This window comes from Pseudomonas sp. N2-3-1-14 (assembly GCF_041228395.1).
GTDB lineage: Bacteria > Pseudomonadota > Gammaproteobacteria > Pseudomonadales > Pseudomonadaceae > Aquipseudomonas.
Window position 1 is genome coordinate 3772595 of record NZ_CP166199.1, and the last position, 23570, is coordinate 3796164.

General features: G+C 60.5%; 19 protein-coding genes and 1 pseudogene. All 20 read left to right on the forward strand.

What is annotated here, in order from left to right:
• Positions 1-427: 427 nt before the first annotated feature.
• Positions 428-2653, forward strand: coding sequence for an NADP-dependent isocitrate dehydrogenase (locus tag AB5I78_RS17305; protein WP_369303026.1), 2226 nt, complete (start codon positions 428-430; stop codon positions 2651-2653).
• Positions 2654-2873: 220 nt separating this feature from the next.
• Positions 2874-3320, forward strand: coding sequence for an NUDIX hydrolase (locus AB5I78_RS17310; RefSeq protein ID WP_124417848.1), 447 nt, complete (start codon positions 2874-2876; stop codon positions 3318-3320).
• Between the two features lie 59 nt (positions 3321-3379).
• On the forward strand, positions 3380-4504 hold the full coding sequence (gene mnmA, locus AB5I78_RS17315; RefSeq protein ID WP_262207367.1) for a tRNA 2-thiouridine(34) synthase MnmA: 1125 nt from the start codon (positions 3380-3382) through the stop codon (positions 4502-4504).
• On the forward strand, positions 4501-5124 hold the full coding sequence (gene hflD / locus AB5I78_RS17320) for a high frequency lysogenization protein HflD (protein WP_369303027.1): 624 nt from the start codon (positions 4501-4503) through the stop codon (positions 5122-5124). The genes mnmA and hflD overlap by 4 nt, the downstream gene beginning before the upstream one ends.
• Before the next feature lie 124 nt (positions 5125-5248).
• Positions 5249-6618, forward strand: a pseudogene (purB, locus tag AB5I78_RS17325) (adenylosuccinate lyase).
• 84 nt (positions 6619-6702) lie between these two features.
• Positions 6703-7869: a cupin domain-containing protein gene (locus AB5I78_RS17330; protein ID WP_124417851.1), complete on the forward strand. Its 1167-nt coding sequence runs from the start codon at positions 6703-6705 to the stop codon at positions 7867-7869.
• Positions 7862-8284, forward strand: coding sequence for a GNAT family N-acetyltransferase (locus AB5I78_RS17335; RefSeq protein ID WP_145164686.1), 423 nt, complete (start codon positions 7862-7864; stop codon positions 8282-8284). The genes AB5I78_RS17330 and AB5I78_RS17335 overlap by 8 nt, the downstream gene beginning before the upstream one ends.
• A 260-nt stretch (positions 8285-8544) precedes the next feature.
• Positions 8545-9282 (forward strand): secretin N-terminal domain-containing protein, encoded by a 738-nt coding sequence (locus tag AB5I78_RS17340; protein ID WP_145164684.1) that lies wholly within the window; start codon positions 8545-8547, stop codon positions 9280-9282.
• Positions 9283-9774: 492 nt separating this feature from the next.
• Positions 9775-11100 carry an isocitrate lyase gene (aceA, locus tag AB5I78_RS17345; protein ID WP_003219577.1) on the forward strand — a complete coding sequence of 442 codons (1326 nt, stop codon included), beginning with the start codon at positions 9775-9777 and terminating at the stop codon, positions 11098-11100.
• Positions 11101-11669: 569 nt separating this feature from the next.
• The gene (locus AB5I78_RS17350; protein WP_003219575.1) at positions 11670-12083 is read left to right on the forward strand and encodes an NADH-quinone oxidoreductase subunit A; all 414 of its coding nucleotides are present in this window, start codon (positions 11670-11672) and stop codon (positions 12081-12083) included.
• Positions 12084-12093: 10 nt separating this feature from the next.
• The gene (locus AB5I78_RS17355; protein ID WP_003174719.1) at positions 12094-12768 is read left to right on the forward strand and encodes an NADH-quinone oxidoreductase subunit B family protein; all 675 of its coding nucleotides are present in this window, start codon (positions 12094-12096) and stop codon (positions 12766-12768) included.
• A 72-nt stretch (positions 12769-12840) separates the two neighbouring features.
• On the forward strand, positions 12841-14625 hold the full coding sequence (gene nuoC, locus AB5I78_RS17360; RefSeq protein ID WP_106579871.1) for an NADH-quinone oxidoreductase subunit C/D: 1785 nt from the start codon (positions 12841-12843) through the stop codon (positions 14623-14625).
• A 2-nt stretch (positions 14626-14627) separates the two neighbouring features.
• The gene (gene nuoE, locus AB5I78_RS17365; protein ID WP_003174721.1) at positions 14628-15125 is read left to right on the forward strand and encodes an NADH-quinone oxidoreductase subunit NuoE; all 498 of its coding nucleotides are present in this window, start codon (positions 14628-14630) and stop codon (positions 15123-15125) included.
• Positions 15122-16480: an NADH-quinone oxidoreductase subunit NuoF gene (gene nuoF, locus AB5I78_RS17370; RefSeq protein ID WP_369303028.1), complete on the forward strand. Its 1359-nt coding sequence runs from the start codon at positions 15122-15124 to the stop codon at positions 16478-16480. The genes nuoE and nuoF overlap by 4 nt, the downstream gene beginning before the upstream one ends.
• Positions 16481-16615: 135 nt before the next feature.
• Positions 16616-19330, forward strand: coding sequence for an NADH-quinone oxidoreductase subunit NuoG (gene nuoG / locus AB5I78_RS17375; protein WP_369303029.1), 2715 nt, complete (start codon positions 16616-16618; stop codon positions 19328-19330).
• The gene (nuoH, locus tag AB5I78_RS17380) at positions 19327-20334 is read left to right on the forward strand and encodes an NADH-quinone oxidoreductase subunit NuoH (RefSeq protein ID WP_053256843.1); all 1008 of its coding nucleotides are present in this window, start codon (positions 19327-19329) and stop codon (positions 20332-20334) included. Before nuoG ends, nuoH begins: the two co-directional genes overlap by 4 nt.
• Positions 20335-20345: 11 nt before the next feature.
• Positions 20346-20894, forward strand: a complete 549-nt coding sequence (gene nuoI, locus AB5I78_RS17385) for an NADH-quinone oxidoreductase subunit NuoI (protein ID WP_003174725.1) — start codon at positions 20346-20348, stop codon at positions 20892-20894.
• Between the two features lie 9 nt (positions 20895-20903).
• A complete protein-coding gene (gene nuoJ, locus AB5I78_RS17390) occupies positions 20904-21407 on the forward strand; it encodes an NADH-quinone oxidoreductase subunit J (RefSeq protein ID WP_017137519.1) in 504 nt (167 codons plus the stop codon).
• A 2-nt stretch (positions 21408-21409) separates the two neighbouring features.
• The gene (nuoK, locus tag AB5I78_RS17395; protein WP_003219560.1) at positions 21410-21718 is read left to right on the forward strand and encodes an NADH-quinone oxidoreductase subunit NuoK; all 309 of its coding nucleotides are present in this window, start codon (positions 21410-21412) and stop codon (positions 21716-21718) included.
• Positions 21715-23568, forward strand: coding sequence for an NADH-quinone oxidoreductase subunit L (nuoL, locus tag AB5I78_RS17400; protein ID WP_145164680.1), 1854 nt, complete (start codon positions 21715-21717; stop codon positions 23566-23568). The genes nuoK and nuoL overlap by 4 nt, the downstream gene beginning before the upstream one ends.
• The last annotated feature ends 2 nt before the right edge of the window (positions 23569-23570 follow it).

Here is a 23570-nt window from a genome sequence, read left to right on the forward strand (position 1 = left end):
AAACCTCACGCCACGCTCATTTGCATCGAAAACAGCATATTTGGTCGCCTACAAGCCTGAAAGCAAAGGCAAAATCGCCAATCTTGAGCACATCGTGCGACGTTAGTCGCACCTGGCAACCTGCGACCTTTAGACCAATGGACGACGCACCTTTTGTATGAAGGCTCGGCGTAAGCATAGCGACGTATGTATAATGCCGCCGCTGACCCAAGAGTCACGACAGCTGACCGCTCTAGACAGTAGCCTTCAGCCAGAAAGCAGGACTATTACAATAGTCCACCCGCTTGACGCTCGACTGATGCAACCCAACATCACCGCGAAGAAACCTCGACATTTCGCTCATGGATGACTTTGAACGAACGCGCTCCACCCGGCGCATCTCGAGTTTCTGCGCACGCTTTCAGCAAAGAAGAGAGTTAATCCGAATATGCCCACCCGCTCGAAGATCATCTACACCTTCACCGACGAAGCCCCAGCCCTCGCCACCTATTCATTGCTGCCTATCGTAGAGGCCTTCACCGCTTCCGCTGATATTGCTGTGGAAACCCGCGACATTTCCCTCGCCGCGCGCATCCTCGCAAGCTTCCCCGAGCAACTGGGCACCAAGGCTATCCCGGACCACCTCGCCGAACTGGGCGACCTGGCCGTTACGCCTGAAGCCAACATCATCAAGCTGCCTAACATCAGCGCCTCGACCCCGCAGCTGCAAGCGGCGATCAAGGAGCTGCAGGCCCAGGGCTACGCCCTGCCGGACTACCCGGAAACCGTAACCACCGACGCGGAAAAAGAAACCCGTGCACGTTACGACAAGGTCAAGGGCAGCGCCGTGAACCCGGTACTGCGCGAAGGCAACTCTGACCGCCGCGCACCGCTGTCGGTCAAGAACTACGCACGCAAGCACCCGCACAAAATGGGCGCCTGGGCTGCAGACTCCAAGTCGCACGTCGCTCACATGAGCAACGGCGACTTCTACGGCAGCGAAAAAGCCGTACAGATCGAAGCCGCTGACGCAGTGAAGATCGAGCTGATTGCCAAAGACGGCACCGCCACCGTGCTGAAAGAAAAGACTTCGGTACAAGCTGGCGAAATCATCGACACCGCCGTGCTGAGCAAAAAAGCCCTGCGCGCGTTCATCGCCGCCGAAATCGAAGACGCCAAGAAACAAGGCGTGCTGCTGTCGGTTCACCTTAAAGCCACCATGATGAAGGTCTCCGACCCGATCATGTTCGGCCAGATCGTTGCCGAGTTCTATAAAGACGCCCTGACCAAGCACGCTGCCGTGCTGGAGCAGATCGGCTTCAACCTGAACAACGGCATCGGCGACCTGTACGCTCGCATCAAGGCCTTGCCGGCCGAGCAGCAAGCGCAGATCGAAGCCGACATTCAGGCGGTCTACGCCGCTCGCCCATCGCTTGCGATGGTCAACTCCGACAAAGGCATCACCAACCTGCACGTGCCGAGCGACGTCATCGTCGACGCCTCGATGCCGGCCATGATCCGTGACTCCGGCAAGATGTGGGGCACCGACGGCCAGCTGCACGACACCAAGGCGGTGATCCCGGATCGCTGCTACGCCACCATCTACCAAGCCGTCATCGAAGACTGCAAGGCCAATGGCGCTTTCGACCCAACCACCATGGGCAGCGTGCCAAACGTTGGCCTGATGGCGAAGAAAGCCGAAGAGTACGGCTCTCACGACAAGACCTTCCAGATCAAGGCTGACGGCGTTGTCCGCGTCACCGACAGCAAGGGCAACCTGCTGATGGAACAGACTGTTGAAGCCGGCGACATCTTCCGCATGTGCCAGACCAAAGACGCGCCGATCCAGGACTGGGTCAAACTGGCCGTCAACCGTGCCCGCGCCAGCAACACCCCGGCCATTTTCTGGCTGGACCCACAGCGCGCGCACGACGGCGTCGTGGTCGAGAAAGTTCAGGCTTACCTGAAAGACCACAACACCGACGGCCTGGACATCCGCATCATGTCGCCGGTCGACGCGATGAAGTTCACCCTGGAGCGCACCCGCAAAGGCCTGGACACCATCTCGGTGACCGGCAACGTACTGCGCGACTACCTGACCGACCTGTTCCCGATCATGGAACTGGGCACCAGCGCCAAGATGCTGTCGATCGTGCCGCTGATGAACGGCGGTGGCCTGTTCGAAACCGGCGCCGGCGGTTCGGCTCCGAAACACGTGCAGCAGCTGGTTGAAGAGAACTTCCTGCGCTGGGATTCCCTGGGCGAGTTCCTGGCCCTGGCAGCATCCCTTGAGCATTTGGGTGTCACTTACAACAACCCGAAAGCCCTGGTGCTGTCCAAGACCCTGGACCAGGCCACTGGCCAGTTCCTGGACAACAACAAGTCGCCATCGCGCAAAGTCGGCAACATCGACAACCGCGGCAGCCACTTCTACCTGGCGCTGTACTGGGCTCAAGCCCTGGCCGCCCAGACCGAAGACACTGCACTGCAAGCGCAGTTCGGCGAACTGGCCAAAACCCTGAGCGACAACGAGGCGACCATCGTTGCCGAGCTGAACGCCGTGCAGGGCAAGCCAGTGGATATCGGCGGCTACTACGCGCCGAACCCGGAACTGACCAGCAAAGCCATGCGCCCAAGCAACACCCTCAACGCGGCGATTGCCAAGTTGAAGTAAGGTTGTAAGGATGCAAAGAAGCCCCGGCCCCGTGCCGGGGTTTCTGTTTTTGCCGTTCTACGCAAGAAACCGGATCAAATGTGGGAGGGGGCTTGCCCCCGATAGCGATGGATCAGTCGAGCTATTGGTAATTGACACACCGTCATCGGGGGCAAGCCCCCTCCCACACTGACCGCAATTGTGCCCAAACACCGCGTCATATCTTGAATCGAGGCCTCCCATGACCTGGCAACCCCACATCACCGTCGCCACCCTCGTCGAAGACAACGGCCGCTTCCTGATGGTCGAGGAACTCAAGGGCGGCCGCGCCGTGCTCAACCAGCCCGCCGGCCACCTGGACCCGAACGAAACCCTGACCGAAGCCGCCGTGCGCGAAACCCTTGAAGAAACCGGCTGGGACGTCGAGGCCACCGGCATTGTCGGGATCTACCTGTACACCGCGCCCAGCAATGGCGTGACCTACCAGCGGGTCTGCTTCACCGCCAAGGCGCTGAAACACCACCCGGACTATCAACTGGACGACGGCATCGTCCGCGCCCGCTGGCTGACCCGCGACGAGCTGATGGCCCTGCGCGATGACTGGCGCAGCGAGTTGATCATCCGTTGCATCGATGATTATTTGAGCGGCCAGCGCCACAGTCTGGAACTGATCCGCCCTTCTCTTTAGCCTTGCGGACGCGAGCCTGCTAGAATCGCGTCCTTTTTAAAGACACCCGTTGAAATCCTATGCGTGATCCAGCCCCTTCTGACACACAAAAGAAGCGCGTCATCGTCGGTATGTCCGGCGGCGTGGATTCTTCCGTTTCCGCCGTTCTGCTCATGGAGCAGGGTTATGAGGTGGAAGGCCTGTTCATGAAGAACTGGGAAGAAGACGATGGAACGGAATATTGCACCGCCATGGACGACCTCGCGGACGCCCAGGCCGTGTGCGACAAGATCGGCATCAAGTTGCACACCGCCAATTTCGCCGCCGAGTACTGGGACAACGTGTTCGAGCACTTCCTGGCCGAATACAAGGCCGGCCGCACGCCGAACCCGGACATCCTGTGCAACCGCGAAATCAAGTTCAAGGCGTTTCTCGACTACGCCATGATCCTTGGCGCCGACCTGATCGCTACCGGCCACTACGTGCGCCGTCGCGACGTGGATGACCGCACCGAACTGCTCAAAGGCCTGGACCCGAACAAGGACCAGAGCTACTTCCTGCACGCCGTCGGCGGCGAACAGATCGCCAAGACCCTGTTCCCGGTGGGCGAGCTGGAAAAACCCGAAGTGCGCAGGATTGCCGAGAAACACGGCCTGGCCACCGCCAAGAAAAAGGACTCCACCGGGATCTGCTTTATCGGCGAGCGCCGCTTCAGCGACTTCCTCAAGCAGTACCTGCCGGCACAACCGGGTGAAATCAAAACCACCGAAGGTGATGTCATCGGTCGCCACCACGGCCTGATGTACCACACCATCGGCCAGCGTCAGGGCCTGGGCATCGGCGGTTTGAAAGACGCAGGTGAAGAGCCGTGGTACGTGCTGGTCAAGGACCTGGAAAACAATGTGCTGATCGTTGGCCAGGGCAATGAACACCCGCTGCTGTTCTCGGGCGCACTGCTGGCCTCGGAGATCTATTGGGTCAACCCGATCGACCTGAGCACGCCGCGCCGCCTGACCGCCAAGGTGCGCTATCGCCAGAGCGACCAGCCTTGCACCCTGGAGAAAACCGCCAGTGGCTATCGCGCCACGTTCGATGACCCGCAACGCGCGGTCACGCCTGGCCAGTCCGTGGTGTTTTATGACGGCGAAATTTGCCTGGGGGGCGGTGTGATTGAAGTCGCCGAACCCTGGAGCAACCCGGCATGAGCCCGACCCAGGAGCAACTGACCGCACTCGGTGGGGTTTTCCTCGCTGCGGTACTGGTCGACAAGATCGCCAAGACCGGCCAGGTGACGGAGGCAGGCCTGACCTGCATGCTCGGCAGCCTGCTGATCCGCGACCCCAAGGACACCCTGGAAGTCTATGGCGGCGACGACCTGGCGTTGCGCGAAGGCTATCGCGCGCTGGTCGGCGCACTGGAGCGCGATCCGAGCACCTTGCAGCGCGAACCCTTGCGCTACGCCCTGTCGATGCTCGGCCTTGAGCGCCAATTGGCCAAGCGTGACGACATGCTCGAGACCATCGGCAAGCGCCTGCCGCAGATCCAATCCCAGGTCGAGCACTTCGGCCCGGCCCACGAAAACGTGATCGCAGCCTGCGGCGCGCTGTACCAGGACACCTTGAGCACCTTGCGCCAACGCATCCAGGTGCACGGCGACATGCGCAACCTGCAGCAACCGAACAATGCCTCGAAAATCCGCGCCCTGCTCCTGGCCGGTATCCGTTCGGCACGGTTGTGGCGCCAGTTGGGCGGTCATCGTTGGCAGCTGGTGATCAGCCGACGCAAATTGCTCAAAGAGCTTTACCCGTTGATGCGCAACGAATAAGTCGCAGCAACCAGGATTTTTATCGCCTCACGCGTAATACGCCGGTCAGTTGGCAACGGACCGGCGGATTTTTTCATGTATGATACGCGCCCCATTTCGTTGCCCGACTGTCCGAGAACACCCCATGCAGCTTTCTTCGCTCACTGCGGTTTCCCCTGTTGACGGCCGCTACGCCGGCAAAACCCAGGCCCTGCGCCCTATTTTCAGCGAATACGGCTTGATCCGTGCTCGCGTTCTGGTTGAAGTGCGCTGGCTCCAGCGCCTGGCCGCTCACCCTGGCATCAGCGAAGTGCCGGCGTTCTCCGCCGAAGCCAACGCGGTGCTGAACGCCCTGGCGGAAAACTTCGCTCTGGAGCACGCCGAGCGTGTCAAAGAGATCGAGCGCACCACCAACCACGACGTAAAAGCCATCGAATACCTGCTCAAAGAGCAAGCGGCCAAGCTGCCGGAATTGGCCAAGGTCAGCGAGTTCATCCACTTTGCCTGCACCAGCGAGGACATCAACAACCTGTCCCACGCCCTGATGCTGCGCGAAGGCCGCGATGACGTGATGCTGCCGCTGATGCGCCAGACCGCCAACGCCATCCGCGAACTGGCGATCCGTTTCGCCGACGTGCCGATGCTGTCGCGCACCCACGGCCAACCGGCTTCGCCGACCACGCTGGGCAAAGAACTGGCCAACGTGGTGTACCGCCTGGAGCGTCAGATCGCTCAAGTCGCCGCCGTACCGCTGCTGGGCAAAATCAACGGCGCCGTGGGCAACTACAACGCCCACCTCTCTGCCTACCCGGAAATCGACTGGGAAGAAAATGCCCGCGCCTTCATCGAAGACGAGCTGGGCCTGGGCTTCAACCCGTACACCACGCAGATCGAACCGCACGACTACATCGCCGAGCTGTTCGACGCGATTGCGCGCTTCAACACCATCCTGATCGACTTTGATCGCGATATCTGGGGTTACATCTCCCTGGGCTACTTCAAGCAGCGCACCATTGCCGGTGAAATCGGTTCCTCGACCATGCCGCACAAGGTCAACCCGATCGACTTCGAAAACTCCGAAGGCAACCTCGGCATCGCCAACGCCCTGTTCCAGCACCTGGCCAGCAAGTTGCCGATCTCCCGCTGGCAGCGCGACCTGACCGACTCCACCGTGCTGCGCAACCTCGGCGTGGGCTTCGCTCACAGCGTGATCGCGTACGAAGCCAGCCTCAAAGGCATCAGCAAGCTTGAGCTCAACGAGCAGAAAATCGCCGCTGACCTGGACGCGTGCTGGGAAGTGTTGGCCGAGCCGATTCAGACCGTGATGCGCCGCTACAACATCGAAAACCCGTACGAGAAGCTTAAAGAATTGACGCGCGGCAAGGGCATCAGCCCGAGGCGCTGCAAACTTTCATCGACGGCCTGGATATGCCAGCCGCTGCCAAGGCCGAGCTGAAACTGCTCACCCCGGCCAACTACATCGGCAACGCGGTGGCCCAAGCCAAGCGCATCTGATTCGCGCAAGCCCTCTTGAGACGCCCGGCCGCGCCGGGCGTTTTTATTCCTGTCTTAAAAGTGCTTTCTTTCAATAGGTTACACATGAATCCTGATATTCCTCTTCAACTTCTGGGCGGCATCACGGCACGCGAATTCCTGCGCGACTACTGGCAGAAAAAACCGTTGCTGATCCGTCAGGCCATCCCTGATTTCGAAAGCCCGATCGACGCCGACGAACTGGCCGGCTTGGCCCTGGAAGAAGAAGTTGAATCGCGCCTGGTGATCGAACACGGCGAGCGTCCGTGGGAGCTGCGTCGCGGCCCATTCGCCGAAGACGCCTTCAGCACCCTGCCCGAGCGTGAGTGGACCCTGCTGGTGCAGGCCGTCGATCAGTTCGTGCCGGAAGTCGCCGAGTTGCTGGAGCACTTTCGCTTCCTGCCAAGCTGGCGCATCGACGATGTGATGATCAGCTTTGCCGCACCCGGCGGCAGCGTTGGCCCGCACTTCGATAACTACGACGTGTTCCTGCTGCAAGCCCAAGGCAAGCGCAACTGGAAAATCGGCCAGATGTGCAACTCCGAAAGCCCGCTGCTGCAGCATGCCGACCTGCGCATCCTCGCCGAATTCGAACAAAGCGAAGAATGGGTGCTGGAACCGGGCGATATGCTCTACCTGCCGCCACGCCTGGCACACTTCGGTATCGCCGAAGATGACTGCATGACCTATTCGGTAGGCTTTCGCGCGCCAAGCGCCGCTGAAGTGCTGACCCACTTCACCGACTTCCTCAGCCAGTACCTGACGGACGAAGAGCGTTACACCGACGCCGACGCCCAGCCGGCAAGCGACCCGCACCAGATCCAGGGTGACGCGCTGGACCGCCTGAAGAGCCTGCTGGCCGAGCACATGAGCGACGAGCGCATGCTGCTGACCTGGTTTGGCCAGTTCATGACCGAGCCGCGCTACCCTGAACTGGTGGCGGGCGAAGAATTGGGCGAAGAGGACTTCGTCAACAGCCTGGAAGGTGGCGCGATCCTGGTGCGCAACCCAAGCGCGCGCATGGCGTGGTCGGAAGTCGATGACGATGTACTGCTGTTCGCCAGCGGCCAGAGCCGTTACCTGCCAGGCAAACTGCGCGAGCTGTTGAAGCTGGTGTGCTCGGCCGACGCCCTGCACAGCGAAAACCTCGGCGAGTGGCTCGCAGACGAAGACGGTCGCGACCTGCTGTGCGAATTGGTCAAGCAAGGAAGCCTGGGATTTGCCGATGAATAAGATTCACGTAAGTGTCGCGGACTGGCGAAAGGATATCGACGAGATTCGGCGCATTCGTGAAGCGGTGTTTATCGCTGAACAATCGGTTCCACCTGAGCTTGAGTGGGACGCGGACGACGCCGACGCCGTGCATTTTCTGGCGTTCGAAGGCGATTTTCCGATTGGTACTGCGCGCCTGCTGCCCAGTGGCGAGATCGGGCGTGTGTCGGTGCTCAAGGACTGGCGCGGCCTGAAGGTTGGCGACAAGCTGATGGAAGCGGTGATTGGGCTTGCCGAGCAACGCGGCCAGACCAAGCAGTTTCTGAGTGCGCAGGTGTACGCGGCGCCGTTCTATGAGCGGCTGGGCTTCAAGATTGTCAGCGATGAGTTTCTTGAAGTCGGTATTCCGCATGTGGACATGGTGCGCGAAGGCTGATCCCTGTGCCGAGCGGGCTTGCACCGCGCTGGGCTGCGCAGCGGCCCTAAAACCAGACGCCGCGTTCTTTCTGAAAGAATGCGGCGTTTTTTTTTGGGGCTGCTGCGCAGCCCAACGCGGGGCAAGCCCGCTCGCCACAACAAGCTCGTTCGCCACAACGAGGCCGCTCACTGCACCAAGCCGGCTCACGACTAAACTTGCGACCTGCCAGGCCGACAAACTGGCACTATCACGCTAAATGACTCGCAGAGATAACGGACATGTCCCTACGCACCCTGCTCACCGCCCTCCTCCTGACTGTCAGCGCCTCGGCAATCGCCGACACCGCGGTCGTCAACCTGAGCAACCGCACCAGCGCCGACCTGCTGCCCGTGGCGCAGAACTTCATCGGCAAGGACGGCAGCGTCAGCGCCTACGGCAACCAGCTGATTGTGAAAGCCGACCCGGGCAAGATTGAGGACCTGCGCGCGCTGCTCGCGCAGTTGGACACACCCGCCAAGCGCCTGCTGATTACCGTCGACACCAACGAAAACAACCAGCAGAACAGCGGCGACAACCAGACGCGCATCATCAGCTACGGTACCGCCAGCCGCGACGGCGGCATCCAGCAGATCCAGGCCAGCGAAGGCGTGCCCGCGCTGATCCAGGTTGGCCAGAGCGTACCGCTGACCACTACTCAGCCCGACGCCTACGGCCGCCCGCAAAACCAGACCCAGTATCGCAACGTCACCCAGGGCTTTTACGTCACCGCCAGCGTCACCGGCGAGACCGTGCACCTGGCCATCAGCACCAACCGTGACCGCATGAGCCAGGAACGTCCCGATGTAGTGAACGTTCAGAGTACCGACACAACTGTCAGCGGCAGGCTGGGCGAGTGGATCCCCCTGGCCGGCATCAACCGTGAGACCCAGGCCGACAAATCCTCTACAACCCGCAATTACTCTACTCAAGGCCGTGATGACCTGACTTTGCGGGTCAAGGTCGACACCTTGAACTGAAGCACCAAAAACTGACTGACGAGTCGTCTTAGACTAAAGATGTAGTGCTTCAAAAAAAGCACTACAAAACATTTGACGATCCAAAAAAGCCTGTGCATGATGGCCTCGCTCCCGCTAATCAGGGGCCCTGGCAAGGGCCTTCGGATCGCCGCTCTAAGCTACCCACCTGAGCCGATTCGTGTCTGTACCGCCCACAAGGTGTGTTTGACAAGGTTGCGACTGGAACGAAGTTGTCCCGAGGGACGGAAGCTAACCAGGTAACCCGGCTACACACTGATGGATTGTACAAAGGCCCACGATGCCCGAAGACCATTCGCAGTTCGCCCTTACCTGCTCAACTCCCCCTTGAGCCTGTCGTTCATCCCGTCGCCCTCCCCGCCAAACCCGGCTTGACCGCCAAGCTTCTGGTCAGCGAGCAGCCATCACCACGCACTGAGTACGTGGCTGGCAAATGGAATTTTCCACCTAGACCTATGCGACGAGGTTTTTCCCATGGCACTGACACGCGAACAGCAAATTGCAGCCCTTGAAAAAGATTGGGCTGAAAACCCACGCTGGAAAGGCGTAACCCGCGCTTATTCCGCTGCTGACGTCGTCCGCCTGCGTGGCTCGGTTCAACCTGAGCACACCTTTGCAAAACTCGGCGCCGAGAAGTTGTGGAAGCTGGTCACCCAGGGTGCCAAGCCGTCCTTCCGTCCCGAAAAAGATTTCGTCAACTGCATGGGCGCCCTCACTGGTGGCCAGGCAGTCCAGCAGGTAAAAGCCGGTATCCAGGCGATCTACCTGTCCGGCTGGCAAGTGGCAGCGGACAACAACTCCGCTGAATCCATGTACCCCGACCAATCGCTGTACCCGGTGGACTCCGTGCCAACCGTGGTCAAGCGCATCAACAACTCGTTCCGCCGCGCCGACCAGATCCAGTGGAAAGCCGGTAAAGGCCCGGGCGACGAAGGCTACATCGACTACTTCGCACCAATCGTGGCGGACGCTGAAGCCGGTTTCGGCGGCGTACTCAACGCCTACGAGCTGATGAAAAGCATGATCGAGGCTGGCGCCGCCGGCGTGCACTTCGAAGACCAACTGGCGTCGGTGAAGAAATGCGGCCACATGGGCGGCAAGGTACTGGTGCCGACTCAGGAAGCCGTACAGAAGCTGACTGCTGCTCGTCTGGCTGCTGACGTTGCTGGCACCCCGACCATCATCCTGGCCCGTACCGATGCCAACGCCGCTGACTTGCTGACGTCGGACTGCGACCCGTACGACCAGCCATTCGTAACGGGCGAACGTACCCAGGAAGGCTTCTATAAAGTGCGCGCCGGCCTCGACCAGGCCATCGCTCGCGGCCTGGCCTACGCGCCGTACGCCGACCTGATCTGGTGCGAAACCGCCAAGCCGGACCTGGACGAAGCGCGTCGCTTTGCCGAAGCGATCAAGAAGGAATACCCGGACCAGCTGCTGTCCTACAACTGCTCGCCTTCTTTCAACTGGAAGAAGAACCTGGACGACGCGACCATCGCCAAGTTCCAGCGCGAACTGTCCGCCATGGGTTACAAGCACCAGTTCATCACCCTGGCCGGCATTCACAACATGTGGCACAGCATGTTCAACCTGGCGCACGACTACGCCCGCAACGACATGACCGCCTACGTGAAGCTGCAGGAGCAGGAATTCGCTGACGCCGCCAAGGGTTACACCTTTGTGGCGCACCAGCAGGAAGTGGGCACCGGCTACTTCGACGACATGACCACCGTGATCCAGGGCGGCACCTCGTCTGTGACCGCGCTGACCGGTTCGACCGAAGAAGAGCAGTTCCACTAAGTAGCGAGTACACGGCCATTGCGGCCCCATGGAAGACCTAACCGCATTGCCGCACAACAATCACGCCCCGACTGGTTCGGGGCGTTTTTTTGCCCGGAAAAAACGCCCTGAGACACAGGAGATTAAAAATGTGGGAATGCATGCAACCTGAAGATTTTGCGCAAAACATTGATCCAGAGCGGTGTTTGCCCGAATCAAATCAGTTAAAAGATCCCCACCAGCAACTAAGCACCAATCAAGCAAGTAACGGCAACTTCCCCCGCCACACGAGAAACATTCGCTTAAACCCTGCGCAAACAATATTCATTATCATTTAGCGCATGAAAACTTCGTTACCCGTTAAACAAAACAGAATTGATTAAATGCCCGCTAATCCCCGCCCCACAAGGGCTACAGCCCCAAGAAGGTGCACTATGTGCTTATTCCATCGAATAATTTCGCTATCGGAATTTTACTTGCCCGGTGTTTAGCCATAAAATCACCGCGATTGATTGCAGTGCGACATATCGTCACTGCATCGTTACTTTTTCGAGCTCAGAGACCTTTGCTCTCTGTTAAGGATTTCCAGCATGACCGAAGCGACAGGACTCATGGCCCACAACTGGGGCTTTGCCATTTTCCTCCTCGGTGTTGTCGGCCTTTGCGCCTTCATGCTTGGTGTCTCCAGCCTCCTCGGGTCAAAAGCCTGGGGCCGCAGCAAAAATGAACCGTTCGAGTCCGGCATGCTGCCTACAGGTGGCGCCCGCTTGCGGCTCTCAGCCAAATTCTATCTGGTCGCGATGCTGTTCGTGATCTTCGATATCGAAGCCCTCTTTCTCTTTGCCTGGTCTGTGTCCGTCCGCGAAAGCGGCTGGACCGGATTCGTCGAAGCCCTCGTTTTCATAGCAATTCTGTTGGCAGGTCTTGTCTACCTATTTCGAGTGGGAGCCCTTGACTGGGCTCCGGAAGCTCGTCGCAAGCGGCAAGCGAAGCTGAAACAATGAGGCTTTGGCGATGCAATACAATCTCACCAGGATCGACCCGGATGCTCCTAACGAGCAGTACCCAATCGGCGAACGCGAAACCGTTTCCGACCCGTTAGAAGACCAAGTCCACAAAAACATCTACATGGGCAAGCTCGAAGACGTGCTGAGTGGCGCGGTCAATTGGGGGCGTAAGAACTCCCTGTGGCCGTACAACTTCGGTCTTTCGTGCTGCTACGTGGAAATGACCACCGCCTTCACGGCGCCCCACGACATCGCGCGCTTTGGCGCCGAAGTTATTCGGGCATCACCGCGCCAGGCGGATTTCATGGTTATCGCCGGCACCTGCTTTATCAAGATGGCGCCGATCATTCAGCGTCTCTACGAGCAAATGCTCGAGCCAAAGTGGGTTATCTCCATGGGTTCGTGCGCCAACTCCGGTGGCATGTACGACATCTACTCCGTCGTTCAAGGGGTGGACAAGTTCCTGCCCGTGGACGTCTACGTGCCTGGCTGCCCGCCCCGCCCCGAAGCGTTTCTGCAAGGCTTGATGCTGTTGCAGGAATCGATTGGCAAGGAGCGTCGCCCACTTTCCTGGGTTGTCGGCGATCAAGGCGTGTATCGCGCCGAGATGCCGTCACAAAAGGAACAGCGCCGCGAACAGCGAATCGCAGTCACCAACCTGCGCAGCCCCGACGAAGTCTGATCCAGCACCGCTTCTTTTATAGAACGAAAACCTGGCTTCATTCTTTACGTTGACCGAAAGCGATAAAAAACCATGACTACAGGCAGTGCTCGACGCATCCCGCCTTATAAGGCAGACGACCAGGATGTGGTTGTCGAACTCAATAACCGTTTTGGCCCTGACGCCTTCACCGCCCAGGCCACACGCACCGGTATGCCGGTGCTGTGGGTGGCGCGTGCCAAGCTCGTCGAAGTCCTGACTTTCCTGCGCAACCTGCCCAAGCCGTACGTCATGCTCTATGACCTGCATGGCGTGGACGAGCGTCTGCGCACCAAGCGCCAGGGGCTGCCGAGCGGCGCCGATTTCACCGTGTTCTATCACTTGATGTCGCTGGAGCGTAACAGCGACGTGATGATCAAGGTTGCCCTGTCCGAAAGCGACCTGAGCATTCCGACCATCACCGGCATCTGGCCGAACGCCAGCTGGTATGAGCGCGAAGTCTGGGACATGTTCGGCATCGACTTCCCGGGCCACCCGCACCTGACGCGCATCATGATGCCGCCCACCTGGGAAGGTCACCCGCTGCGCAAGGACTACCCTGCGCGCGCCACCGAATTCGATCCGTTCAGCTTGACGCTCGCCAAGCAGCAGCTGGAAGAAGAGGCTGCACGCTTCCGTCCGGAAGACTGGGGCATGAAACGCTCCGGCACCAACGAGGACTACATGTTCCTCAACCTGGGCCCGAACCACCCTTCGGCCCACGGTGCCTTCCGTATCATCCTGCAACTGGATGGCGAAGAAATCGTCGACTGCGTGCCGGACATCGGCTACCACCACCGTGGTGCCGAGAAGATGGCCGAACGTCAGTCCTGGCACAGCTTCATTCCGTACACCGACCGTATCGACTACCTCGGCGGCGTGATGAACAACCTGCCATACGTGCTCTCGGTCGAGAAGCTGGCCGGCATCAAGGTGCCGGACCGCGTCGACACCATCCGCATCATGATGGCCGAGTTCTTCCGGATCACCAGCCACCTGCTGTTCCTGGGTACCTACATCCAGGACGTTGGCGCCATGACCCCGGTGTTCTTCACCTTCACCGACCGTCAGCGCGCCTACAAGGTCATCGAAGCCATCACCGGTTTCCGTCTGCACCCGGCCTGGTACCGCATCGGCGGCGTGGCGCACGACCTGCCAAACGGCTGGGAGCGCCTGGTCAAGGAATTCATCGACTGGATGCCCAAGCGTCTGGACGAGTACCAAAAGGCCGCGCTGGACAACAGCATCCTCAAGGGTCGTACCATCGGCGTCGCGCAGTACAACACCAAAGAGGCCCTGGAATGGGGCGTCACCGGTGCCGGCCTGCGTTCCACCGGCTGCGACTTCGACCTGCGTAAAGCACGCCCGTACTCCGGCTACGAGAACTTCGAATTCGAAGTGCCGCTGGCGGCCAACGGCGATGCCTACGACCGTTGCATCGTGCGCGTCGAAGAAATGCGCCAGAGCCTGAAGATCATCGAGCAGTGCATGCGCAACATGCCGGCAGGTCCGTACAAGGCGGATCACCCGCTGACTACGCCACCGCCGAAAGAACGCACGCTGCAGCACATCGAAACCCTGATCACGCACTTCCTGCAAGTTTCGTGGGGCCCGGTCATGCCGGCCAACGAATCCTTCCAGATGATTGAAGCGACCAAGGGTATCAACAGTTATTACCTGACGAGCGATGGCGGCACCATGAGCTACCGCACCCGGATTCGTACCCCAAGCTTCGCGCACTTGCAGCAGATCCCTTCGGTGATCAAAGGCGAGATGGTCGCGGACTTGATTGCGTACCTGGGTAGTATCGATTTCGTTATGGCCGACGTGGACCGCTAAGCATGAACAGCACGCTTATCCAAACAGATCGTTTCACCCTGAGTGAAACCGAGCGCTCGGCCATCGAGCACGAGCTGCATCACTACGAAGACCCGCGCGCGGCGTCGATCGAAGCCTTGAAGATCGTCCAGAAGGAACGTGGCTGGGTGCCGGACGGCGCCCTCTACGCCATCGGCGAGATCCTCGGCATCCCGGCCAGCGACGTTGAAGGTGTGGCCACGTTCTACAGCCAGATCTTCCGTCAGCCGGTGGGCCGCCACATCATTCGCGTGTGCGACAGCATGGTCTGCTACATCGGTGGCCACGAGTCAGTGGTCAGCGAGATCCAGAACAAACTGGGCATCGGCCTCGGCCAAACCACCCCGGACGGCCGCTTCACGCTGCTGCCGGTGTGCTGCCTGGGCAACTGCGACAAGGCGCCGGCGTTGATGATCGACGACGACACATTCGGTGACGTGCAGCCTGCTGGCGTGACCCAATTGCTCGAGGGCTACCCATGACCCTTACATCTTTCGGCCCGGCCAACCTGATCAAGCGTTCGGCCGAGACTCACCCACTGACCTGGCGCCTGCGTGACGACGGCGAGCCTGTATGGCTCGACGAGTACCAGGCCAAGAACGGTTACGCCGCCGCGCGCAAAGCCTTCGCCGACATGGCTCAGGACGACATCGTCCAGACCGTGAAAGACGCCGGCCTCAAAGGCCGCGGCGGTGCAGGCTTCCCCACGGGCGTGAAGTGGGGCCTGATGCCCAAAGACGAATCCATCAACATCCGCTACCTGCTGTGCAACGCGGATGAAATGGAGCCCAACACCTGGAAAGACCGCATGCTGATGGAGCAACTGCCCCATCTGCTGATCGAAGGCATGCTGATCAGCGCCCGTGCGCTGAAAACCTACCGGGGCTACATCTTCCTGCGTGGCGAATACACCACCGCCGCCAAGCACCTCACCCGTGCCGTGGAAGAAGCCAAGGCTGCAGGCCTGTTGGGCAAGAACATCCTGGGTTCCGGTTTTGACTTCGAACTGTTCGTGCACACCGGCGCCGGGCGTTACATCTGCGGTGAAGAAACCGCACTGATCAACTCCCTCGAAGGCCGCCGCGCCAACCCGCGCTCCAAGCCGCCCTTCCCTGCCGCCGTGGGCGTGTGGGGCAAGCCGACCTGCGTAAACAACGTGGAAACCCTGTGCAACGTGCCGGCGATCATCGCCGACGGCGTGGACTGGTACAAATCGTTGGCCCGCGAAGGCAGTGAAGACATGGGCACCAAGCTCATGGGCTTCTCCGGCAAGGTCAAGAGCCCTGGCCTGTGGGAGCTGCCGTTCGGCGTGACCGCACGCGAGCTGTTCGAGGACTACGCCGGCGGCATGCGCGACGGCTACACCTTGAAAGCCTGGCAGCCAGGCGGCGCCGGCACCGGTTTCCTGCTGCCCGAGCATCTGGACGCACAAATGTATGCCGGCGGCATCGGCAAGGTCGGCACCCGTATGGGGACCGGCCTGGCGATGGCGGTGGACAACACCGTGAACATGGTCTCGCTGCTGCGCAACATGGAGCAGTTCTTCTCCCGTGAGTCCTGCGGTTTCTGCACCCCATGCCGTGACGGTTTGCCCTGGAGCGTGAAGCTCTTGATGGCAATCGAGAAAGGCGAAGGCCAGCCAGGCGACATCGAGACCCTGCTGGGGCTGGTCGGTTTCCTCGGCCCAGGCAAGACCTTCTGTGCTCACGCACCGGGCGCCGTGGAACCACTGGGCAGCGCAATCAAATACTTCCGCTCTGAATTCGAGGCTGGCATCGCACCTGCGCGCGCCGGCGATCTGAATCAGGTGGTCACACCGACCATGGTCGGTGCGTAACGCTTAAAAAGGCGAAGGGCCCGTGCGCTTCGCCTTCTCATGTGCTGACGCCTTTATGGCTGTGTAGATGCACATGAATAACAAGATTCCATTAGCCACGCCCGCTGACAACGGGCCAACGAAGAACTTTGAACCATGGCCACTATCCACGTAGACGGCAAAGCGCTCGAAGTCGATGGGGCAGACAACCTGTTACAGGCATGTCTCTCACTAGGCCTCGACATCCCTTATTTCTGCTGGCACCCAGCCCTTGGTAGCGTTGGTGCTTGCCGCCAGTGTGCGGTCAAGCAGTACACCGACGAGAACGACACCCGTGGTCGTATCGTCATGTCCTGCATGACGCCAGCCACCGACAACACCTGGATCTCCATCGAAGATGAAGAATCCAAGGCGTTCCGCGCCAGCGTTGTCGAATGGCTGATGACCAACCACCCCCACGACTGCCCAGTCTGTGAGGAAGGCGGTCACTGCCACCTGCAAGACATGACGGTGATGACCGGCCACAACGAGCGCCGTTATCGCTTCACCAAGCGTACCCACCAGAACCAGGACCTCGGCCCGTTCATTTCTCACGAAATGAACCGCTGCATCGCCTGCTACCGGTGCGTACGCTTCTATAAAGACTACGCCGGTGGCACCGACCTGGGCGTATTCGGCGCCCACGACAACGTGTACTTCGGTCGCGTTGAAGATGGCGTGCTCGAAAGCGAGTTCTCCGGCAACCTCACCGAGGTCTGCCCGACCGGTGTGTTCACCGACAAGACTCACTCCGAGCGCTACAACCGTAAGTGGGACATGCAGTTCTCGCCGAGCATCTGCCATGGCTGCTCCAGCGGTTGCAACATTTCCCCGGGCGAGCGTTACGGCGAACTGCGTCGCATCGAAAACCGCTTCAACGGTTCGGTCAACCAGTACTTCCTGTGTGACCGTGGCCGTTTCGGCTATGGCTACGTCAACCGCGAAGACCGCCCACGCCAGCCACTGCTGGCCGATGGCGCCAAGCTGAGCCTGGACGACGCGCTGGATAAAGCCGCCGAGCTGCTGCGCGGCCGCAACATCGTCGGTATCGGTTCGCCACGCGCCAGCCTCGAAAGCAACTACGCGTTGCGCGAGCTGGTCGGCGCCGAGCACTTCTACTGCGGTATCGAAGCCGCTGAGCTGGAGCGCATTCGCCTGGTCCTGCAAGTGCTGAACGACAGCCCGTTGCCGGTGCCGAACATGCGTGACATCGAAGACCACGACGCGATCTTCGTGCTCGGTGAAGACCTGACCCAGACCGCCGCGCGTATCGCGCTGTCGCTGCGTCAGTCGGTCAAAGGCAAAGCCGAAGACATGGCCGACGCCATGCGCGTTCAGCCTTGGCTCGACGCTGCGGTGAAAAACATCGGCCAGCACGCGCTGAACCCGCTGTTTATCGCAAGCCTGGCTGAAACCAAGCTCGACGACATCGCCGAAGAATGCGTCCACGCCGCACCGGATGACCTGGCCCGCATCGGTTTCGCCGTGGCTCACGCCCTGGACGCCAGCGCGCCTGCCGTTGAAGGCCTGGACGCTGAAGCCGTTGAGCTGGCCAAGCGCATCGCCGACGCCCTGCTGGCGGCCAAGCGTCCATTGATCATTGCCGGCACCTCGCTGGGTTCCAAAGCACTGATCGAAGCGGCTGCCAACATCGCCAAAGCCTTGAAGCTGCGCGACAAGAACGGTTCCATCAGCCTGGTCGTGCCGGAAGCCAACAGCCTCGGCCTGGCCATGCTCGGCGGCGAATCCCTGGATGCCGCGCTGCAAGCCGTGACCGACGGCAAAGCCGACGCCATCGTGGTGCTGGAAAACGATTTGTACACCCGCACGGATTCGGCCAAGGTCGACGCCGCGCTGGATGCGGCCAAAGTGCTGATCGTTGCCGACCACCAGAAGACCGCCACCAGCGATCGCGCCGACCTGGTGCTGCCCGCCGCCACCTTCGCCGAAGGCGACGGTACGCTGGTCAGTCAGGAAGGCCGCGCTCAGCGCTTCTTCCAGGTATTCGATCCGAAATACATGGACGCCAGCATCCTGGTTCACGAAGGCTGGCGCTGGCTGCATGCCCTGCGCGCCACCCTGCTGAACCAGCCGATCGACTGGACCCAGCTTGACCACGTCACCGCAGCGGCCGCCGCAAGCGCCCCGCAGCTTGCACGTATCGTTGATGCTGCACCGTCTGCCTCGTTCCGCATCAAGGGCTTGAAACTGGCCCGTGAACCGCTGCGTTACTCCGGTCGTACCGCCATGCGCGCCGACATCAGCGTGCACGAACCGCGTACGCCGCAAGACCCTGACACCGCGTTCGCCTTCTCGATGGAGGGTTACTCGGGTTCGGTCGAGCCACGTCAGCAGGTGCCGTTTGCCTGGTCTCCGGGCTGGAACTCGCCACAGGCCTGGAACAAGTTCCAGGACGAAGTGGGTGGTCACATCCGTGCTGGCGACCCGGGCACGCGCCTGATCGAAAGCACCGGTGACTCGCTGAACTGGTTCACCGCCGTACCGCGTCCGTTCAACCCGGCCCAGGGCACCTGGCAGGTTGTGCCGTTCTTCCACCTGTTCGGCAGCGAAGAGACCTCTTCGAAAGCCGCGCCGGTTCAAGAGCGCATCCCGGCCGCTTACGTGTCCGTGGCCAAGTCCGAAGCCGACCGCCTGGGCGTCAACGACGGTGCCCTGCTCAGCCTGAACGTCGGTGGCAAGACCCTGCGTCTGCCGCTGCGCATCAATGACGAGTTGGGCGCGGGCCTGGTTGCACTGCCTAAAGGCCTTGCCGGCATTCCGCCTGCGATCTTTGGCCAAACCGTTGACGGTCTGCAGGAGGCAGCGCAATGACCTGGTTCACCCCTGAAGTGATCGACGTGATCATCTCGGTCGTCAAGGCCATCGTGATCCTGTTGGCCGTGGTCGTTGCGGGCGCCCTGCTCAGCTTCGTCGAACGTCGCCTGCTGGGCTGGTGGCAGGACCGTTACGGTCCTAACCGCGTTGGCCCATTCGGCATGTTCCAGATCGCTGCCGACATGCTCAAAATGTTCTTCAAGGAAGACTGGACCCCGCCGTTTGCCGACAAGGTGATCTTCACCCTGGCACCGGTCGTGGCCATGAGCGCCTTGCTGATTGCCTTCGCCGTTATCCCGATCACCCCGACCTGGGGCGTCGCGGACCTGAACATCGGCTTGCTGTTCTTCTTCGCCATGGCCGGTCTGTCGGTCTACGCGGTGCTGTTCGCCGGTTGGTCGAGTAACAACAAGTTCGCCCTGCTGGGCAGCTTGCGGGCTTCGGCCCAGACCGTGTCTTACGAAGTGTTCATGGGCCTGGCGCTGATGGGCATCGTGGTGCAGGTCGGCTCGTTCAACATGCGCGACATCGTCGAGTACCAGGCGCAGAACCTGTGGTTCATCATTCCGCAGTTCTTTGGCTTCTGTACCTTCTTCATCGCTGGCGTCGCCGTGACTCACCGTCACCCGTTCGACCAGCCGGAAGCGGAACAGGAACTGGCCGACGGTTACCACATTGAATACGCCGGCATGAAATGGGGCATGTTCTTCGTCGGTGAATACATCGGCATCATCTTGATCTCGGCATTGCTGGTCACGCTGTTCTTCGGCGGCTGGCACGGCCCGTTCAACATCCTGCCGCAACTGGCGTTCTTCTGGTTCTTCTTGAAGACGGCGTTCTTCATCATGCTGTTCATCCTGCTGCGCGCTTCTATTCCGCGCCCACGCTATGACCAGGTGATGGATTTCAGCTGGAGATTCTGCCTGCCGCTGACCCTGATCAATTTGCTGGTGACGGCTGCTGTTGTGTTGTTGAACACGCCAGCCGGCGCGGTTCAGTGAGGATTTGACCCATGTTCAAATATATTGGCGACATCGTTAAGGGTACCGGTACCCAGTTGCGAAGCCTGGTGATGGTTTTCGGCCACGGCTTTCGCAAACGCGACACCCTGCAATACCCGGAAGAAGCGGTGTACCTGCCGCCGCGCTATCGCGGCCGTATCGTGCTGACCCGCGACCCCGATGGCGAAGAGCGTTGCGTAGCCTGCAACCTGTGCGCCGTGGCGTGCCCGGTGGGTTGCATCTCCCTGCAGAAAGCTGAAACCGAAGACGGTCGCTGGTACCCGGACTTCTTCCGCATCAACTTCTCGCGCTGCATTTTCTGCGGCCTCTGCGAGGAAGCTTGCCCGACCACCGCGATCCAGCTGACACCGGATTTCGAGATGGCCGAGTTCAAACGTCAGGACCTGGTGTACGAGAAAGAAGATCTGCTGATCTCTGGTCCCGGTAAAAACCCTGATTACAACTTCTATCGTGTTGCAGGTATGGCCGTTGCCGGTAAGCCGAAGGGCGCCGCACAAAACGAAGCCGAGCCGATCAACGTGAAGAGCTTGCTGCCTTAAGGAAGAAAGATGGAATTCGCTTTCTATTTCGCGTCGGGTATTGCAGTGGTGTCCACGCTTCGCGTGATCACCAACACCAACCCCGTGCACGCCCTGCTCTACCTGATCATTTCGCTGATCGCCGTGGCCATGACCTTCTTCAGCCTCGGCGCGCCGTTCGCCGGTGTCCTGGAAGTGATCGCCTACGCCGGCGCCATCATGGTGCTGTTCGTGTTTGTGGTGATGATGCTCAACCTGGGGCCGGCTTCGGTCGCCCAGGAACGCGTCTGGCTCAAGCCCGGCATCTGGCTTGGCCCGGTCATCCTCGCAGCGCTGCTGCTGGGTGAACTGCTGTATGTCTTGTTCGCTCACCAGAGCGGCCAGGCCATCGGCCACACCACCGTAGACGCCAAAGCCGTGGGCGTCAGCCTGTTCGGCCCGTACCTGCTGGTGGTCGAACTGGCTTCGATGCTGCTGCTCGCTGCAGCCATCACCGCCTTCCACTTGGGCCGCAACGAAGCCAAGGAGCAATGACGATGCCTGCTATCCCTTTGGAGCATGGTCTGGCGGTCGCCGGCATCCTGTTCTGCCTTGGCCTGGTCGGCCTGATGGTTCGCCGTAACATTTTATTCGTGTTGATGAGCCTGGAAATCATGATGAACGCTGCGGCACTGGCCTTCATCGTGGCGGGTAGCCGTTGGGGCCAGCCGGATGGACAAGTCATGTTCATTCTGGTGATCAGCCTGGCAGCCGCCGAGGCCAGTATTGGCCTGGCGATCCTGCTGCAACTGTATCGTCGCTTCCACACGCTTGATATCGACGCTGCCAGTGAGATGCGCGGATGAACATGATCTTTCTGACTTTCGTATTTCCCCTGATCGGTTTCCTGCTGCTGTCGTTCTCCCGTGGACGCTGGTCGGAAAACCTGTCTGCCCTGATCGGTGTGGGTTCCATTGGCCTGTCGGCAATTGTCGCCGCCTACGTCATCTGGCAATTCAACGTGGCACCGCCCGAAGGCGGCCACTACACCCTGGTACTGTGGCAGTGGATGTCGGTTGAGGGCTTCAAGCCCAACTTCGCGATCTACATCGACGGCCTGTCGATCACCATGCTCGGCGTGGTGGTGGGTGTGGGCTTCCTGATCCACCTGTTCGCGTCCTGGTACATGCGCGGCGAAGCGGGCTACTCGCGCTTCTTCTCGTACACCAACCTGTTTATCGCCAGCATGCTGTTCCTGGTGCTGGGCGATAACCTGTTGTTCCTGTACTTCGGTTGGGAAGGCGTGGGCCTGTGCTCGTACCTGTTGATCGGTTTCTACTACAGCAACCGCAACAACGGTAACGCGGCACTCAAGGCGTTCATCGTTACCCGCATCGGCGACGTGTTCATGGCCATCGGCCTGTTCATCCTGTTCCAACAAGTGGGCACGCTGAACATCCAGGAACTGCTGGTGCTGGCGCCGCAGAAATTCCAGGTCGGTGATTTCTGGATCACCCTGGCGACCCTGATGCTGCTGGGCGGCGCGGTCGGTAAATCTGCGCAACTGCCACTGCAAACCTGGCTGGCGGATGCGATGGCCGGCCCTACTCCGGTGTCCGCACTGATTCACGCGGCAACCATGGTAACCGCCGGCGTCTACCTGATTGCCCGTACCCACGGCCTGTTCACCCTGGCGCCGGAAATCCTGCACCTGGTGGGCCTGGTGGGTGGCGTGACGCTGGTACTGGCCGGCTTCGCCGCGCTGGTGCAGACCGACATCAAGCGTATCCTCGCCTACTCGACCATGAGCCAGATCGGCTACATGTTCCTGGCCCTGGGCGTCGGTGCCTGGGACGCGGCGATCTTCCACCTGATGACCCACGCCTTCTTCAAGGCGCTGCTGTTCCTTGCCTCCGGTGCGGTGATCGTTGCCTGCCACCACGAGCAGAACATCTTCAAGATGGGCGGCCTGTGGAAGAAACTGCCGTTGGCCTACGCCAGCTTCATCGTCGGCGGTGCCGCTCTGGCTGCGCTGCCGTTGGTGACCGCAGGTTTCTACTCCAAAGACGAAATCCTCTGGGAAGCCTTTGCCAGCGGTAACCAGAACCTGCTGTATGCAGGCCTGGTCGGTGCCTTCATGACCTCGCTGTACACCTTCCGCCTGATCTTCATCACCTTCCACGGTGAAGCCAAGACCGAAGCACACGCAGGCCACGGCATCTCCCACTGGTTGCCACTGTCGGTGCTGATCATCCTGTCGACCTTCATCGGCGCCATGATCACCCCGCCACTGGCCGGCGTACTGCCGCAAAGCGCTGGCCATGCCGGCGGCGCAGCCAAGCACAGCCTGGAAATCGCCTCGGGCGCCATCGCCATCGCCGGTATCCTGCTGGCGGCGCTGCTGTTCCTGGGCAAGCGTCGCTTCGTGACGGCGGTTGCCAACAGCGGCATTGGCCGTTTCCTGTCGGCCTGGTGGTTCGCCGCCTGGGGCTTCGATTGGATCTACGACAAGCTGTTCGTCAAGCCATACCTTGCTATCAGCCACATTCTGCGCAAAGACCCGCTCGACCAGACCATCGGTTTGATCCCGCGTGCCGCCAAGGCCGGTCACACGGCCCTGAGCCGCAGCGAGACTGGCCAACTGCGTTGGTATGCAGCTTCCATGGCCGTCGGTGCCGTGCTGGTGATCGGCGCCATCGTTGTGGTAGCGGTCTGACT